Genomic DNA, 15,598 nt, shown 5'->3' with positions numbered 1-15,598 from the left:
GCGTGGTGCTAGGGAGCGACCACGATCAGTGACAGCTGCTCAGCGACCAGTGCCAGCTCGCCATCGGCAACCCGCTCGACGGCCTTGCGCTGGGTCAGCAGCCACTGGCCGGGCTGGCGCGCCTCCAGTGACACCAGCTGCGAGCGTACCCGCACCCCGGACCCGCTGGGTACCGGCGCCAGGAAGCGGATCTTGTTGAGGCCGTAGTTGAGCACATGGGCGATGCCGGGGAAGCCGGTGAGGGCGGCCACATCGTCCTGCACGGTGAGCGAGAGCAGCAGGAAGCCGTGCGCGATGGTCTGCCCGCCCGGCAGCTGCGTCTGCGCGCGGCCTGGATCGACGTGGATCCAGTTGTGGTCGCCGGTGGCGTCGGCAAAGGCATCGATGCGCGCCTGGTCCACGTGGGTCACACCACTCACCCGCTCGCTGGCCGCCCACTGCTGCAACGCCTGCAGCGCGGGAGGCAGGTTGCTGTCTGCACTCACGCCACACGCTCCAGCAAGGTCAGGATCGCGTCACGTGCCTCTGGCTCGGACAGCATCGGAGCGTGTCCCACATCCGGCACTTCCACCAGGCGGGCACTTTCCGAGGTGGCCGCCATCTGCCGCGCGACATCGGCCGGCAGGATGTCGGACAGCGCACCGCGCACCACCAGTACCGGCACCCGTGCGGTCAGCCCACGAACCGCACGCCACAGCACTGGCCGCAGCAACCACAGCAGCCAGGGACGTGTCGTTCGGATCACGGCCGGATCGTAATCCAGCTCCAGCAGTCCATCGCTGCGCGGGCGGAAGGTGCGCACCGCCATCTGCCGCCAGTCGTCGGTACTGAAGCGAGGGAACGCGGCCTTGCCGATGGATTCCACGTAAGCGGTGGCCTGCACCAGGTCCATCGGCGGCACCGGCTTGCCGGCGTACTTGCCGATCCGTGCCAGCGCCTCACGCGGCACCTTGGGGCCGGCATCGTTGAGCACCGCGCCCGCGATCCGCTCGGGCGCGCGCGAGGCGAGGGTGATGGTCACCAGCACGCCCAGCGAGGTGCCGACGAATACCGCCTTGGCGATGTTCTGCGAGCGCAGCAGCGCAACCATGTCATCCGCATAGGCACGCGGGTTGTAGCTGGACGGGTCATATGCGCGTTCCGACCCTGCGCGACCGCGCAGGTCGACCGCGATCACGCGCCAGCCCTCGGCGGTAAGCACATCGGCAAGCGCATCGAAATCGGCGCCATTGCGGGTCAGCCCGGGAATGCAGACCACCGTGCCACGCGCTGCCTGCCCCGCATCGGGTGAATGGTCGCGCGCGTGCAGGCGCAACCCATCATTGCTGTTCCAGTACAGGTCGTCGTAAGACTGCGTCATGCAGAAGCTTCCTGGAGATCGTAACGGATGCGCTAGAAATCGTAACGGACGCTGAGGCTATATTGGCGTGGCGGACCATAGAAGCCAATCAGCGTGCCGACCGCCGGGATGTTGTAGCCGGTGGTGCGGTATTCCTTGTCGGCCAGGTTGGTGCCCTGCAGCGAGAAGGTCCACGCATCATCCAGGCGCCAGATGACGCCGGCATTGACCAGCCCGTAACCCTGCTGGCGGATCACCGGGCTGAGATCAGTGGTCGGCCACACTTCGCTCTGGTAGCTGTAGCTCACCCGTGCCGACAGGTTGCTGCCGTTGGCCAGGTCGGTGCGGTACTCCACGTTGAATGCACCGGAGAATTCCGGTGCATTGGTGAACTTCATCTGCCTGGCAACGTTGACGCCACGATCCATGTACTCGTCGTACTTGGTATCCAGCCACGCCAGGTTGCCGGAAATCAGCCAGTGCTGGCTGGGCAGGTACTGGTACTCGACTTCCAGGCCTTTGACCGTACCTGCGCCGGCATTGGTGAAATCACCGAAGAAGGAGTCATCGACGCCATCGCCATTGGTATCCAGGCCGGTGAACACCGACAACTGGATGTCCTTGTACTTGTTGTAGAAGGCCGACAGATTGAGGAACAGGCGCTGGTCGAGGAAGGCCATCTTGCTGCCGACCTCGTAGCTGTCCACGGTCTCGTCGTCGAACGGCTCGGCCGAGCGTGGCACGGCCACAGCGTTGGCGCGGATGTTGTAGCCACCGGACTTGAAGCCACGCGTGGCCAGGCCGTAGACCATGATGTCCGGAGTGATCTGGTAGTCCAGCGAGACCTTGGGCGAGACGTTCTTGAAGTTGGTCTTCTTGTCGAAGTCCGCGGTCACCGCCACTGGCCGGCTGAAGCCCGGGTCGGCGTAGAGGCGGTTCAGCACGATCGCGCGCTTGTCCTCGTCTGTGTAACGGGCGCCTACATCCAGCTTGAGTTTGCTGGTCAGGTCGAAGGTCCAGTCCGCGTACAGCGCGATGCTGTCGGTCAACACCTTGCCCTGGTTGTCGGCGAACTGCGCACTGAAGTAGTTGTTCTGGATCTGGCCGCCCGCCTCGCCACTGAACTGGTACAGGCCGACCACACCGCGCACCCGGCCGCCGGCATCGTAGTTCAATTGCACTTCGTTGCTGACCTGGTCGTCGTGATAGGTGCCGCCCACGTCGGCCAGCTTGACCGGCGCGGTATCGAAGTCGATGTTGGCCTCGCTGTCCGATTCACGCTTGGCGACCACGTACTTCAGCGCAATGTCCTCGTTCGGCCGCCAGTTCACCGTGGCCGAGGCACCCTTGCTCTCCACGTTGTTGAGGTTGCGCATGCCCGAGCGGATGTCATAGCGGCTGTCCATCGGCGGGTATGCGCGCAGGAACGGATTGGGCGCCAGCATCTTCGAACCGCGCATGCCGGACTGGTCATCGATCCAGTCCAGTGCGAACTGCACGTCGAAGTCATCGCCCGCGTACGCGCCGACGTTCAGTCGTGCGGCATTGATCTGCTTGTCACTGACCGGCTGGCCGTTGAAGATGTTCTCGCCAAACCCGTCGTGGTTCATGCTGGCCACCGCCACACGGGCGCGCAGGCCACTGTCGGCGCCGCCAATCGGGCCACCGATGGCCGCCTTCGCATCCAGCTGGCTGTAGTTGCCCACGGTGATCTGGGCGAAGCCCTCGGTCTGGGTGGGCAGGCCGCGCGAGATGTACTTGATCGCGCCGCCGATGGTGTTCTTGCCGTAGAGCGTGCCCTGCGGGCCGCGCAGCACCTCGATACGCGAGACATCGAACACATCCAGCAGCGCACCCTGCGGGCGCGCGATGTAGACGTCATCCAGGTAGATGCCTACGCCCGGATCGGCGCCCCAGGTGGGATCGGACTGGCCGATGCCTCGGATGTAGGCGGTGACCGTGCTGCTGGCGCCGCGCGCCGCGTAGATGGTCAGGTTGGGCACCTGCGCGTCCAGGTCGCTGATGTCCTGGACATTCATCCTGTCCAGCGCCTCCGAGGTAAAGGCGGTGACTGCCACCGGCACTTCCTGCAGGGTTTCCTCACGCTTGCGCGCGGTGACCTTGATGCTGTCCAGGTTGGTCGGCGAAGCGGATCTGCCTGCCGTCGGTGATTCCTGTGCCAGTACCGGCCCCGTGGCCAGCAGCGCGCCGATCATGAGACTCAAACAATTCCGTTTCATTCGGTCCTCCCCCAGGCATGAGCGTGCGGATGGCCCATTGCCACCCCTGCAGCCAAGGCTAGCGGTGTCATCGGCCAGCAGCGAGTGGACCTAGGTCCAGTCGGCAGCGGCCGGTGGATGCGGATACTGGGCGCGCCCCCAACCGGAAGCGGTCCCCGGTACTCCTTCATCCACGACTCACGCACGAGGATCTGGCCATGAAATCCGGAATCGATTCGATCAAGGCGGTACTGCTGGTGTTGTGCAGCTGGCTGGCGATGGCGGGCAGCGCGGTTGCCGCTGGCCCGGCCGGTCATTGGGATATCGGCCTGTACGGCAATCTGTTCGGCGCCCGCGAGTACCAGGTATGGGTGCCGGCCGGCTATGACGACAGCCAGCCGCTGCCGCTGCTGCTGGTGCTGCATGGCTGTGTGACCGGACCGAACCTGATGGGCGAGGCATCAGGCTTCAATGATGTGGCCGACACGGAGGGGTTCATCGTGGTCTACCCCCGGCAGAACGTCACCTCCAATCCGGCCCGCTGCTGGAACTGGCAGCTGCCGATCAACCAGGCCCGCGACAGCGGCGAAGCATCGATCCTGGCCGGCATCGTGGACAAGGTGAAAGCGAGCTACAGCGTGGATCCGCACCGGGTGTATGTCACCGGCATTTCCGCGGGCGGCGCGATGACCTCGATCATGCTGGCCTGCTATTCGGATGTGTTCGCTGCCGGCGCGATCCATTCCGGTGGCATGTTCAAGGGTGCGACCACGATTTCCGGTAGCGCCTATGCGTTGCTGGCCGGCAGCATCTATTCGCCGGACAGCAATGGCCGTCTGGCCTGGCAGTGCTCGGGATCGCCGTCGCCCCGACCGCTGCCGGTGCTGGTGTTCCATGGCAGCGCCGATCTCACCGTCAATCCGTTGAACGGCCAGCAGGCGGTGCGCCAGTTCCTGCAGACCAACGATCTGGCCGACGACGGCCTGGACAACGACTCGGTGAAGTACGTGCCGACCAGCACCTATCACGGCCAGGTGCCGGGTGGGCGTGCGTATACAGTGGATACCTACGCCTACGGTGGCAGGACGCTGGTGCAGCACTATGTGGTGCAGGGCATGGGCCATGCGTGGAGCGGCAGCCAGTCCGGCCTGCCGTTCACCGACCCGAAGGGGCCGGATGCCACGCTGATCACCTGGTTGTTCCTGAAGGACTACCAGCGCTGAGCAGACCAGCGACCGGATTTGGGAGTACTTGATCCGCAACGACTCACCAGGCGCTGGAAGGTGTCTGGTGTTGTTGTTGCCCGGCAGCTGTTGTGGCGGCTCTGTGCCATTGCGGCTGCAGAACCCGTCCATTGCAGCAAGCTGCATACGGAACGATACAAATCGCAGAATTTCACCAATTGATAACGAATCGCATTTGGCATAGCATTCCGCTCGCCAGCACCAGACCTTCGTCTCGCCAGCGCTCCTGCTCACCGATACGAAGGCACCATGAAGATCCTGACCCTGCTTGCCTCCGCGGCATTGGCCCTGGTGGCCGCGCTGCCAGCTTCCGCGCACACGCCCTATCTGGTGCCCAGCGACTTCGCGCCGCGGGCAGGGCAGACGATTGCCCTGGACGCCTCGTTCGCAGAAACCTTCTTTGTGCCGGAGACCGCGTTCGACGGCAGCCACTTCAGTGTGGTCGCGCCCGATGGCACTGAATCGCCGCTGGATTCGCAGGCGATGAAGACGCGCACCGTGGCCGAATACACGTTGCCGGCCGGCAACGGTACCTACCGGCTCAGTACCGGATCACGCCTGGGGGCGCTGTTCCGCACCTGGGAGATCAATGGCAAGCGCGAAAGCTCGCGCGATCCGGCGGTAAGGATCCCCGGCGGCGCCAAGGTCATCGCCGACTTCCAGTCGCTGACCCAAGCCGACAGCTATGTCACCGTCGGTAGCCCGGACCGTGCTGCGCTGAAGCCGCGCAACAAGGGAATCGAACTGGTGCCGGTCACCCATCCCAATGATCTTTACGTGGGCGAGACCTTCGAATTCATCGTCCAGTACGACGGCGTGCCGCTTGCCGGGCACGCCGTCGAGATCACCGAGGCGGTCTGGAGTTCGGATCGCAGTCCCCAGGTGCTCAGCCTGAAGACCGATGGCAAGGGCCACGTTCGCTTCCCGCTGAGGGTGGCAGGCACCTGGATCGCGCTGGCCCGCCACCGTACGGCGGCACCGGCAGGTTCGCCGGTGGCCGAGTTCAGCAACAGCATCACGCTCAGCTTTCGCGTGCTCAACCCCTGATTCCTCCGCAACAACACCTTTGAGGTCGACATGAAAACCACCGTCCTTGCCAGCGCCTGCCTCGGCGCGCTGCTGCTGTCCTCTGCCGTGTCCGCGCAGAGCACGCCCGGTCCGCGCCCACTGGTGGGTGGCCACGGCAACAACGTGCTCGCCTTCATCGCCGAGCACGACGACAACGGCGATGGCCGGGTGACGTGGCAGGAGTTCGAGACTTTCCGTCGCACCCGTTTCGATGCCACCGACAGCAACAAGGACGGCACCGTGGATGAGGCCGAGTACGTGGCCGAATTCGATGCCCGCGTGGCCGCAGAGATCGATCGCGAGCGCGCCGCCCAGGTCGAGCAGACCAAGGCACGCTTTGCCGCGCTGGATACCAGCAAGGACGGTTTCGTGTCGCGCGCCGAATTCGATGCCGCTGGCGAAAAGACCTGGCAGGCAGGGAAGCAGGCGCTGGCCAGCAAGGGTGCCGGGGCAAAGGCCGCAACGGGTGGCGAGGCAAGGACCGCCGCCGGTGCCCAGCGCTTCGACAACCAGCGCCGCAGCCGGCTGGGCATGCCGACCAGCCACACCGCCGCCGGCTTCCTTGAGCTGTATGACGAGAACGGCGATGGCGAGGTCGATCTGGCCGAGTACCGGCGCGTGCGCGACACGCAGTTCGCGCGTACCGACAGCAACGGCGATGGCCGGCTGGCGCTGGACGAGTATCTGGCCGAGTTCGAGACCCGCGTCGACCGACGCATCGCCGCGCTGGGCCAGGGCAGTGACCGTCAGGTGCATGTGCGCTTCGGCGTGCTGGATGCCGACAAGGATGGCCGCATGACCTTCGCCGAGTACCAGGTCTCGGGCAAGCGCCTGTTCGAGACCGCCGACCGCAACAAGGATGGCGTGGTCGACGCCGCCGACGCCAAGGTGCCGGCACCCACGCCTCGTCGTTGATGTCGGCCGCCGCCGCACCTGATCGAGCCCTTGATGACACGATTCCGCACATTGCTGCGCGTTGCCTGCGCGATGCTGTGGTGGCTGCCAGCGCTCACCGCGAGCGCGGCAGCGCTGCACCACGACGATGTACTGGGTACGTCACTGGACCTGCACATCGACGCGCCGCCAGCACAGACAGTTGCGGGCGAGCAGGCCGTGCTTGCGGAAATCGCACGCCTGGATGCGGTGCTGAGCCGGTGGCGTACGGATAGCGAGCTGAGTCGCTTCAATGCCAGTACCGGGCCGCAGGAACTGTCCAGCGATCTGCGCGCGGTGCTGACGCTGTGTGAGCAGTGGCGGCTGCGCACCGACGGGCTTTTCAGTTGCCGGCTGGGCAGTCTGGCGCAACGCTGGCGGCAGGCGCAGGACAGTGGCGTGCCGCCACCGCGTGATGAACTACGGGCGATGGCCGCTGCCGCCGCCGCGGCGGAGTTCACGATGGAGGACGGCATGCCGGTGCATCGTCCTGCGGACGTGGTGTTCGATGTGGATGGCCTGGCCAAGGGCTACATCATCGACCGTGCGCTGGAGGCGGCCCGTGCGGCGGCACCGGCAGCTCGCGGCATCCGCCTCGATATCGGTGGAGATGCGCGCTACTGGCAGGCAGACGGGGCAGGGCAGGCATGGCAGGTGGGCGTGGCCGATGCCCGCGCACCGCGCGACAACGGTCCGGCACTGGCTACGGTGGCGCTGCGCTCGCACGCGATCGCCGCCAGTGGCCATGCCAGCCGGGGCTATGCGATCGGTCCACGCCGCTACAGCCACATTCTGGACCCCTGGTCGGGCTGGCCCATGCAGTTCGCCCCCGCCGCTACGGTGGTGGCCGCCGATGCCAGCAGTGCCGACGCGCTGGCCACCGCGCTGTCGGTGATGCCCGTCCGCGCCGGGCTGGAGCTGGCCGACGCACTGCCGGGCGTTGCTGCATTGGTCCTCAGTGACACCGGTATCGCCTTCACTTCGCAGCGTTGGCCGTCGTTGCTGTCGCCCGGCGCGGCCGGAACCACGCCGCCAGAGCAACTGGTCGTCGAGTACCAGATTCCGCACCTGGCCAGCGAGCGCTATCACGCGCCGTATCTGGCGCTGTGGATCGCGCGCGACGATGGCAGCGCGGTACGGCAGTTGCTGGTGCTGGGCGAACGTTCGCGCTACCTGCGTGATCTGCCGCAATGGTGGCGCAACTACGGCCGCGACGACCTGCCGGCCATCCAGGCCATTGCCCGGCCGACCCGCCTGCCGGGCCGCTATTCGATTGCATGGGATGGTCGTGATGACCGCGGCCTGGCGATGCCTGCGGGCCGCTACCGGCTGCAGGTCGAGGCAGCACGCCAGGGCGGCGGCCATGAACTGTTGTCGGTGCCGGTCGATACCGGGCAGCCGATGGACCTGAAGACGCAGGGCGCCAGCGAGATCGGCAGCCTGCAGGTGTCCAACGCAGGCAACTAGCGACGCACCTTCTTTCCTCATTTCCCAGCAACGCAGAAAGCGCCGCATCCGGCGACCCGCAGCCAGGAACGCCCAGGGCCCTGATCCGCCCTTGGCACCACCACTTCCACAACTGCGGAGTCTGCGATGAAACTGAAACCCTCCCTGCTGGCCCTGGCCGTCGCCACCAGCCTTGCCTTGCCGGCGATTTCCCATGCGGCCGCGCTCGAAGCCGACAGCACGCTCGATACCATCAAGGTGGTCGAGACCCGGAAGAAATCCGAGAACCAGAACGTCACCACGCTCTCCGCGAGGGACCTGCAGCAGCAGGGTGCCCAGAGCATGGAGGATGCGATCCGTTACGTACCCGGCGTGGAAATGGTCGACCTCGGCCGCGCAGGCTTCAACGGTTTCAACATCCGTGGCCTGGAGGCGGATCGAGTGTCCATCACACTTGATGGCCTGAGCTTCCCGCAGAGCATGGACCCGGGTTCCTATCAGCCCTATGAATTCTTCCGCTCCGGCCGTGGCAGTGTCGATCTTGAAGCGGTGAAGGCGGTGGAAATCATCAAGGGCGCCGATGCCATCACTGCGGGCAGTGGTGCGCTCAGTGGCGCGGTGATGTTCACCACCAAGGATCCGGCCGACTTCCTCAACGCCTCCGGCAATGACAGCTTCGGTTCGATCAAGTACGGCTACACCGGCTCCAGCGGCGAGAACATGGGCTCGCTGACCCTGGCCAACCGCACCGGCCGCTTCGAGTCACTGCTGGTCTACACCCGGCGCGATGGCCACGAAACCGAATCCTGGTACGACTCCAGCCCTGCCAAGCTGGGGCCGGGCCGACGCACGCCCGATCCGGTTGATCGCGAAAGCAACAACCTGCTGGCCAAGGTCAACTTCCTGGCCACCGATACGCAGACCCTCGGCGTGGTCTACGAGCGCGCGCGCGCCACCAACAATGTCGACAACTGGACCCGCAGCGACGGCACAGGCTCGTATTTCTTCCGCAGCGCCGAAGATCGCAGCGACCGCGATCGCTACGGCCTGAAGTACACCTGGCGCGCCGGCAATGCGCTGTTCGACACCCTGGAAGCCACCGCCGACCACCAGAAGAACTACATCCAGGGTCAGACCAACGTTCTGGTCGCCAACGGCACCGCCGCGGTCTACGGCACCCGCTGCTCGACCACCGCGCTCTGCTCGCGCCAGGAAGACCGCTGGGACACCCAGAAGCGCGACCGCTTTGCACTGTCCTTCGACAAGAGCGTGGACGTCGGCGGCATCCGCCACGACATCATCTACGGCGCCGCCTGGCAGCGGGCCAGGATCCATTGGAATTCGGTCGATTCGCGCTGGGGCAGCACGGGCACGCTCTATAGCTGCGAGACCGATCCGTCGCTCTGGCCCGACACCCGCGAGACCGACTTGACTGCCTACGTCCGCGACCGCGTGCGCCTGCTCGATGATCGCCTGACCCTGACCGGTGGCGTCCGCTACGACAGCTACAAGTACACGCCGGAAACATCCGCCGGCGGCAACGGCCAGTCCGGCTATGTGGACAAGGGCGGCAGCGTGGGGGTCTCGAAGTTTGCCTCGCCCACCTGGAACCTCGGCGCAGACTTCAAGTTCACCGACACCCAGTCGCTGTGGGTGCAGGGTGGCCGCGGCTTCCGCGCACCGGGTGTGAATGACATGTATGGCACCTCGTCCACTACCGACGTCACCCGCGTGTCCGACGGTGCGACCGTCACCGTGCCCGATGGCAGGAGCAACCCGGACCTGGATGCCGAGCGCAGCCTGAACCTGGAGCTGGGCTGGCGCTACCAGGCCGAGCGGCTGCGCGTGGGTGTATCGCTGTTCCGTGACAAGTACAGCAACTTCATCGATACCGCGCAGTTCGTGGCGGACGAAGGCACCCGATACAGCACTACCAGCCGCGGCGTGACCACGGTAACCAACGGCTACACCTACACCATGCCGATCAATCGTGGCGAGGTGGAAGTGAAGGGCGTGGAAGTGGAGGGCATGTGGCTGCTGGCCGATGACTGGCTGGCCCGCGTGGCGTACTCCTACAACGAGGGCACCGACAACGACGGTGCGCCGCTGGCCAGCATCATCCCGGCCAAAGCGGTCGGCGGCCTGACCTACAACGCACCGTCGCGGCGCTGGAGCGTCACCGCCAACCTCACCCACCAGCAGCGCAAGGACCCGTCCGACTACGGCAAGAGCGTGACCAACGGCAGCTACGGTGTGGAAGTAGTTCCGGTCTATGCCTACAAGGCGCGCGAGTACACCTTGCTGGACGTGTTCGGCAGCTACGCGATCACCCCGAAGCTGCACCTGACCGCAGGCGTCTACAACGTCTTCGACAAGGAATACTACCTGTGGAACCGCGTGCGCACGGCCGGCGCCGGCAGCGCGATCTTCCAGGGCGCGACCAGTGCGGAGGGCATCGGCCGCTGGTCGCAACCGGGTCGCAATGTGCGCTTCACGCTGAGCTACGACTTCATGTAAGCGCCTTCTCCCGCACGAGACGGGGTATCGATGGGCCGCAGGCGTATCGCGCCTGCGGCCCTGCATGCCCTGCACAACTTCACCTGGCTGCCCTGCGAACCGGCTGAAGATCGCCGCACGCGTTGGCACGTGCATGAACTGACCGGACCTGGGGACCGGGCTGGCGTGGTCATCGTGAGCGACGCATGGAACCTAGATCAGGGACGTCTCGAGCGAACGGTAGTAGTCAATTTTCGCGCGTAGAACTTCGACCGACCGGTCCATCGCTTCGATCTTTGACAGCACCTCTATCAGGTATTCTTCCAGGAACCTGCGTCGGTCCGCCACCGTCGAATCTCCGGCGCTACGCAGCTTGGCAAATGCCTGCATCTTCCCGATGGGCATGTTCGTCATCCGCAGGCGCAGCAGGAATTCAATCCACGCAAGGTCCGAGGTGAGATAGCAGCGCCGTCCTCCGACGGCACGACTGATCGGTGCGATCAAGCCGATGCGTTCATAGTAGCGCAGGGTGTAGGCCGACAGGCCGGTTCTCCTGGAGACTTGATCAATCGTCAGATGTGATTCCATCGCTTGGCCCTGGGAGTGGGTGAGTTGGGCTGGCCCGGGAAACGCTGGCCTGCACCTCAGCGTTCACCGGTCCTCGAATTGGCCGTAGTGACGCCTACGCCTCTATCCGCGAAGACCTCCCTGGCCGCGCTTACACCATTCAATGCGCTTGGAAAGCCCGAGTACACTGCCATCTGAATGATGACAGCCACAATGGCATCCGGACTGCAACCAACATTCAACGCTCCGTCGATGTGGACCTTGAGCTGGGGGCGCGCATTGCCCAGCGCAGTCAGTGCCGAGACGGTCGCAAGCTCTCGCGTGCAAAGTGACAGCTCAGTGCCCGAGAAGACGTCGCCGTAGGCGAACTCGATGATCCAGTCTCCCAGCTCGGGAGAGATGTCGCTCAACGATTCAACGACCATCCTGCCTTCATCAGCTGTGATTCTGTTCAACATGGCCTCGCCGCGTTCGCGGCGCCCGTCCGGCTCTGCTGCCGAAGCGGGAATACCGAAAACCATGGCCACCAGCAGGACGCCGAGTGGCGCCCTGCGGTTCTGGATGTTCATGACGCGCTTCATCAGCCTGCACCCTTGGTGTCGAGTCACATGACGGGAGTGGGAACTCAGATCCCGGGGTCACGCTACGACCTGGAGCGCGCTCCAAGTCAAGCTGGAGAATCGAACAGGGCTGAAGCCGTTGGGACTTACCGGGGCACTCCTCCAGGCGGCTGAATGTCTGCGCCGGATGCGGGTAGCCGCCCCCCTCGTTCGACAAGGAAGCGCTTGGGGGGCGCTCCGACCGCCTTCCGGAACATGGTGACGAATGCACCTGAACTGTCATACCCCAGATCATCGGCCACGGCCTGTACCGTCCGGCCCTTGGCAAGCATCGGCAAAGCGACCACCACGTGCAGCTGCCTGCGCCATCGCCTGACACTCAGGCCCGTTTCGCCGGAGAACAGGCGCGACATGTTGCGCTCACTCATCCCGATCCGGCTTGCCCACACCCCAAGCGTTGCCCGCTCCGCCGGCGCGTCGAGCATCGCACTGGCCAGCTTGCGCAGCCTTGGGTCGGAGGGCATGGGCAGGTGCAGCCACTCCGGCGGCGCCGCGATGAGTTCGTCGAGAAGCACAGCCATCAGGCGGGAATCGGCGCTCCCGCTTTCATACTGCTGGGGAAGCCGTGCCGTGCGTTCGAGCAGGGCATACATGAAGGGCGTGATCGCCATTGCGAAGCAGTGTGTTGGCAATCCTGGAACTACCTCGGGCTCAACGAAGACAACGAAGCCGTGCGGCTTTCCGCTGCTGCTGGCGCGATGGAGCAGGCCTCCCGGAATCCAGATCGCCCCCTGGGGCGGAACTACCCATAGGCCTGCGCTGGTCTCCAGCGTGATCAATCCGCTCGTTGCGACCAGAAGCTGGGCTTTGCGATGCTGATGAAAGGGCATCTCCCAGGCATCTGTGATGGGATCGACCCCAAGCACCATGACAGGGCTATCGACGAGATCAGGATAGTCCGGCCCGACTCCACGTTGCCTCATGCTCGAGGTTGTCACTCCGCCTCCTGCATGTCAGGCGTCAGTCAGAAGTGAAAGCGCCTTGGCAAGCCCGGCATCCACATCCGCAACAACGTACATCGGGTAGCCCCAGAACTTGAAGAATGCAACGGAAAAAGCCTCCATCGCCTCTCGTTCCTGCGCCTCCTGGACGATCTGTACATGGCCTCTGATCTGCTGCTGGATGCTGTGGGTGTTCTGCTTCACCCAGGCCGCCAGCGCTCGCCGCTCGTCAACGTCATTCCCGCTACTGCTGCGTTGTGGAGCATCCATGGCGATGCATACAAAGGGCTTCTGCAGGGAAAGCAAAGAGGACAGGTCAGAAAGGACCTGATCCAGGGGCTCGGCAAGGGCGGGATCGTTGCGCATCCAGACAATGGGAAAGTGCGCGTGGTCAATCTTCATGTTGCACCTGCCGTGGTTCACGCCTGTGCCATACACAAATGAATCCCATCAGGACGTGGATGACGGGCGGATCGGTTTTTCCTGCTGCGGCAGCCAGTGCTTGTTCATTCACGTTGGCATCCTCTCTGGTTGAGGATGGGAAGCGTATGCGGCAAGCCCGCAGGCGTCATTCGACAGTTCCGCCAGGTGATTCACCAATCCGGCCATATCGACCGCACGACATCGAAGCGGCTGGACAGCCTGGCCTACAAGGCCGGAACCGTGAGCCTCTGCAGGTCGAGCTTGGCCCTCAGAGCGTAGTGCTTGCGGGTGACCGGCACGACGCAGGTCAGGCGAGGATCGACATAGTCCTTGAACAGCGGCGGACGCGGGGAAGACAGGTAGAATCCGCGATCCTGCTTGACCGCCGCCGGCAGCAGAACCTCGCTGAGGTCGCTGTCGGAGGCATCGGTGACGAGGCAGGGCGCATGGCTGAACCTGAGCCGGCGCAGCAGGTACAGGCGATGGGAGCCATTGGTCAGCACCATGCGCTTGCCAAACCGGGTGGCGCTGATCAGGTTGTCACTGAAACCCAGATAGATGACGACGGCGTGGCTGGCCGCGCCGAACGGCTCGTAGTCGGCGATGGCAGCCGGATCGAGGGTCGCCACATCGAGGAAGCGCAGGTCGTTCGAGGTGGACGCGAAAGTGTAGCTGCCATCGGACTGGGTGAAGCGCACTTCCGGATGTGCATGGCTGCCGCTGCGCGCGACAAGCTGCATGACCTCCTGCGCGCTGGGCGAGGCGGTCAGGGATGCCGCCAACTGATCGATGTGACGCAGGTTGATGGACTCCTGGAAGATCACCAGTCGATCGATCTCGACCATCTGCCAACTGCGTGGCAGAACACTCGTCATCCGGTGCATCGAGGGTTGCCGCAGCGCCTGCTCAGCCAGCGGCAGCATCTCATCCGGTAACGCATGGACATTGATGGCGTCGGCCTCACCGGCTTCCTCCTGCTGCAGCCTCAGTACCTCGGCACGTGCCGTCCGCCATTCCTCCACCAGCGCAGCCTCGTCGAAGCGTCCCGGGGGGCAACGCTCCCGTACGAAGCGGATGAGCTTCGGCAGGGGAAACATCCCCTTCAGCAGAAGCGTGGGATCCAGGCCGTCGTCTCTGATCTCGCTGCTCATCCCTCTCGCCTCTCGTAGGTCGTATCGACAACGGGCCGCTGGCGTCATTCGTCACGCCAAAATAAGATGTTATATCGTAACATTCAGGTGCCTTGGCGGCAATCGCCCTGCAATGTGGCGGCGATGGTGGCTTGGCTGCTCCGTATCCAATGCAACGCGATCCAACGCAATGCGCGGGTACATCCACTGACGATAGGAGATGTTCATGAACGAGCTGATTGAGCTGGGTGTAGTGGCAGGACAGCAGAACCCTGAGGATCAGGGTGTGGGTGGCGAACTGATCGAGCTGGGCTCGGTGGTTTCGGAAACGAAGGCGCACAACCACGGCACGTTGTGGGACGGCGTGTTCCCGACCACGTCGCCCTGATCTACCGCGCAATGTCGCATCTGCGGTGCATGCCCTGCATGCACCGCTTCTCCGGTTCCGGCGCAGGAGCGCATGATGGAGCAGGCTGCCGCCCCGTATTTCCTGTCAAAGCACGCCCACGTCTGTGTCACCGGCGATGCGATGGTGATTCTGGACCAGGCCACGGGAAAGTATCTTTCCCTTGAAAAACGCGGCGCCGCAGGCCTTGGCAAGCTCGTTCTCGATTGGCCCCTGCAGTCCGATGACGCAAGCACGCCCAGGCTTCTGCAGGCATTGATCGACCGCCGCCTGATCACCGCGGATCCGCAGCAGGGGAAATCCGCTGCCAGCCCTGCCATTGCGCTGCCTCGGTACTGGGCGCGCGAAGGCGCGCCACGTGGCCGTCCACCCATCGTGGCGCGTGACCTGCGTCGATTCATCGCCTCGTGCGCCTATGCCGCCTGCAGCAGAACGTTCCTTCCTTTCAGTTCCACGGTGTCGGCCGTGCGCCGTCGGGCGGATCGCGGCCACAGCCGGCCGGTAAGCGCTGAAGAACTGGCCCTGCGGGTGCGGGTGTTCGACTGGCTTCGACCCCTGGCCTTCAGGAAAACCGATGAGTGCTTTCTCTACTGCCTGGCGATGCGCGGATTCCTGTCGAACTACGGCATCGTTCCGGCCTGGGTGTTCGCGGTCAGAACCCAGCCGTTCGCCGCGCATTGCTGGCTGCAGCACGGCGATCAGGTGTTGACCGACATTCCCTTCAACCTGCGCCGGATGGTTCCCATCCTGGTGCTGTAACGAAACC

The 15,598-nt window shown here is 64.5% G+C and carries 15 protein-coding genes; 7 read left to right on the top strand and 8 right to left on the bottom strand.

Translation table 11 applies throughout. The annotated features are described in order from the left end of the window. Positions 1 to 8: 8 nt before the first annotated feature. The 3 genes from ACZK5G_RS11445 to ACZK5G_RS11435 are packed head-to-tail and all read right to left on the bottom strand — an operon-like array spanning position 9 to position 3,555. Entirely contained in the window at positions 9 to 485 is a 477-nt protein-coding gene (locus ACZK5G_RS11445) for a MaoC family dehydratase (protein WP_478463337.1), read from the bottom strand. Beyond that, complete coding sequence (locus tag ACZK5G_RS11440) at positions 482 to 1,360, bottom strand: alpha/beta fold hydrolase (protein WP_478463335.1); 879 nt, start codon at positions 1,358 to 1,360, stop codon at positions 482 to 484. The genes ACZK5G_RS11445 and ACZK5G_RS11440 overlap by 4 nt, the downstream gene beginning before the upstream one ends. Positions 1,361 to 1,392: 32 nt before the next feature. Continuing rightward, positions 1,393 to 3,555, bottom strand: coding sequence for a TonB-dependent receptor (locus ACZK5G_RS11435; protein ID WP_478466516.1), 2,163 nt, complete (start codon positions 3,553 to 3,555; stop codon positions 1,393 to 1,395). A 221-nt stretch (positions 3,556 to 3,776) separates the two neighbouring features. On the opposite strand from ACZK5G_RS11435, the gene ACZK5G_RS11430 reads away from it, so the two are divergent. From ACZK5G_RS11430 to ACZK5G_RS11410, 5 genes are all read left to right on the top strand, one after another. After that, complete coding sequence (locus tag ACZK5G_RS11430; RefSeq protein WP_478463333.1) at positions 3,777 to 4,781, top strand: extracellular catalytic domain type 1 short-chain-length polyhydroxyalkanoate depolymerase; 1,005 nt, start codon at positions 3,777 to 3,779, stop codon at positions 4,779 to 4,781. A 270-nt stretch (positions 4,782 to 5,051) separates the two neighbouring features. After that, a complete protein-coding gene (locus ACZK5G_RS11425; RefSeq protein WP_478463332.1) occupies positions 5,052 to 5,849 on the top strand; it encodes a DUF4198 domain-containing protein in 798 nt (265 codons plus the stop codon). A gap of 30 nt (positions 5,850 to 5,879) precedes the next feature. Further along, positions 5,880 to 6,785, top strand: coding sequence for an EF-hand domain-containing protein (locus ACZK5G_RS11420; RefSeq protein WP_478463330.1), 906 nt, complete (start codon positions 5,880 to 5,882; stop codon positions 6,783 to 6,785). Between the two features lie 33 nt (positions 6,786 to 6,818). Beyond that, complete coding sequence (locus ACZK5G_RS11415; protein ID WP_478463329.1) at positions 6,819 to 8,270, top strand: DUF2271 domain-containing protein; 1,452 nt, start codon at positions 6,819 to 6,821, stop codon at positions 8,268 to 8,270. Between the two features lie 126 nt (positions 8,271 to 8,396). Next, the gene (locus tag ACZK5G_RS11410; RefSeq protein ID WP_478463327.1) at positions 8,397 to 10,766 is read left to right on the top strand and encodes a TonB-dependent hemoglobin/transferrin/lactoferrin family receptor; all 2,370 of its coding nucleotides are present in this window, start codon (positions 8,397 to 8,399) and stop codon (positions 10,764 to 10,766) included. 192 nt (positions 10,767 to 10,958) lie between these two features. On the opposite strand, the gene ACZK5G_RS11405 is transcribed toward ACZK5G_RS11410, so the two are convergent. The 5 genes from ACZK5G_RS11405 to ACZK5G_RS11385 form a co-directional block, all read right to left on the bottom strand. Next, a complete protein-coding gene (locus ACZK5G_RS11405; protein WP_110712403.1) occupies positions 10,959 to 11,333 on the bottom strand; it encodes a MerR family transcriptional regulator in 375 nt (124 codons plus the stop codon). 56 nt (positions 11,334 to 11,389) lie between these two features. Beyond that, positions 11,390 to 11,881: a carboxymuconolactone decarboxylase family protein gene (locus ACZK5G_RS11400; protein WP_228756364.1), complete on the bottom strand. Its 492-nt coding sequence runs from the start codon at positions 11,879 to 11,881 to the stop codon at positions 11,390 to 11,392. A gap of 137 nt (positions 11,882 to 12,018) precedes the next feature. Then, positions 12,019 to 12,870, bottom strand: a complete 852-nt coding sequence (locus ACZK5G_RS11395; protein WP_239496461.1) for an AraC family transcriptional regulator — start codon at positions 12,868 to 12,870, stop codon at positions 12,019 to 12,021. A gap of 15 nt (positions 12,871 to 12,885) precedes the next feature. After that, on the bottom strand, positions 12,886 to 13,275 hold the full coding sequence (locus tag ACZK5G_RS11390) for a hypothetical protein (protein WP_478463325.1): 390 nt from the start codon (positions 13,273 to 13,275) through the stop codon (positions 12,886 to 12,888). 245 nt (positions 13,276 to 13,520) lie between these two features. Continuing rightward, the gene (locus tag ACZK5G_RS11385; RefSeq protein ID WP_478463324.1) at positions 13,521 to 14,447 is read right to left on the bottom strand and encodes a hypothetical protein; all 927 of its coding nucleotides are present in this window, start codon (positions 14,445 to 14,447) and stop codon (positions 13,521 to 13,523) included. Between the two features lie 205 nt (positions 14,448 to 14,652). Between ACZK5G_RS11385 and ACZK5G_RS11380 the strand changes: the two genes are divergently transcribed. Together ACZK5G_RS11380 and ACZK5G_RS11375 are read left to right on the top strand one after the other, a co-directional pair. Continuing rightward, complete coding sequence (locus ACZK5G_RS11380; RefSeq protein ID WP_012511114.1) at positions 14,653 to 14,814, top strand: hypothetical protein; 162 nt, start codon at positions 14,653 to 14,655, stop codon at positions 14,812 to 14,814. A 75-nt stretch (positions 14,815 to 14,889) separates the two neighbouring features. Next, complete coding sequence (locus tag ACZK5G_RS11375; protein ID WP_478463322.1) at positions 14,890 to 15,591, top strand: lasso peptide biosynthesis B2 protein; 702 nt, start codon at positions 14,890 to 14,892, stop codon at positions 15,589 to 15,591. Positions 15,592 to 15,598 lie beyond the last annotated feature (7 nt).

Source organism: Stenotrophomonas sp. 62841_Sma (genome assembly GCF_056482945.1).
This window is presented reverse-complemented; position numbering and strand designations above follow the sequence as displayed.

Bases quoted from the DNA above. Each gene is read 5' to 3' on its own strand.
- ACZK5G_RS11420 (WP_478463330.1), top strand. From the start codon at position 5,880: ATGAAAACCACCGTCCTTGCCAGCGCCTGCCTCGGCGCGCTGCTGCTG.
- ACZK5G_RS11425 (WP_478463332.1), top strand. From the start codon at position 5,052: ATGAAGATCCTGACCCTGCTTGCCTCCGCGGCATTGGCCCTGGTGGCC.
- ACZK5G_RS11375 (WP_478463322.1), top strand. From the start codon at position 14,890: ATGGAGCAGGCTGCCGCCCCGTATTTCCTGTCAAAGCACGCCCACGTC.
- ACZK5G_RS11385 (WP_478463324.1), bottom strand. From the start codon at position 14,447: ATGAGCAGCGAGATCAGAGACGACGGCCTGGATCCCACGCTTCTGCTG.
- ACZK5G_RS11435 (WP_478466516.1), bottom strand. From the start codon at position 3,555: ATGATCGGCGCGCTGCTGGCCACGGGGCCGGTACTGGCACAGGAATCA.
- ACZK5G_RS11405 (WP_110712403.1), bottom strand. From the start codon at position 11,333: ATGGAATCACATCTGACGATTGATCAAGTCTCCAGGAGAACCGGCCTG.
- ACZK5G_RS11380 (WP_012511114.1), top strand. From the start codon at position 14,653: ATGAACGAGCTGATTGAGCTGGGTGTAGTGGCAGGACAGCAGAACCCT.
- ACZK5G_RS11415 (WP_478463329.1), top strand. From the start codon at position 6,819: ATGACACGATTCCGCACATTGCTGCGCGTTGCCTGCGCGATGCTGTGG.
- ACZK5G_RS11400 (WP_228756364.1), bottom strand. From the start codon at position 11,881: ATGAACATCCAGAACCGCAGGGCGCCACTCGGCGTCCTGCTGGTGGCC.
- ACZK5G_RS11430 (WP_478463333.1), top strand. From the start codon at position 3,777: ATGAAATCCGGAATCGATTCGATCAAGGCGGTACTGCTGGTGTTGTGC.
- ACZK5G_RS11410 (WP_478463327.1), top strand. From the start codon at position 8,397: ATGAAACTGAAACCCTCCCTGCTGGCCCTGGCCGTCGCCACCAGCCTT.
- ACZK5G_RS11390 (WP_478463325.1), bottom strand. From the start codon at position 13,275: ATGAAGATTGACCACGCGCACTTTCCCATTGTCTGGATGCGCAACGAT.
- ACZK5G_RS11440 (WP_478463335.1), bottom strand. From the start codon at position 1,360: ATGACGCAGTCTTACGACGACCTGTACTGGAACAGCAATGATGGGTTG.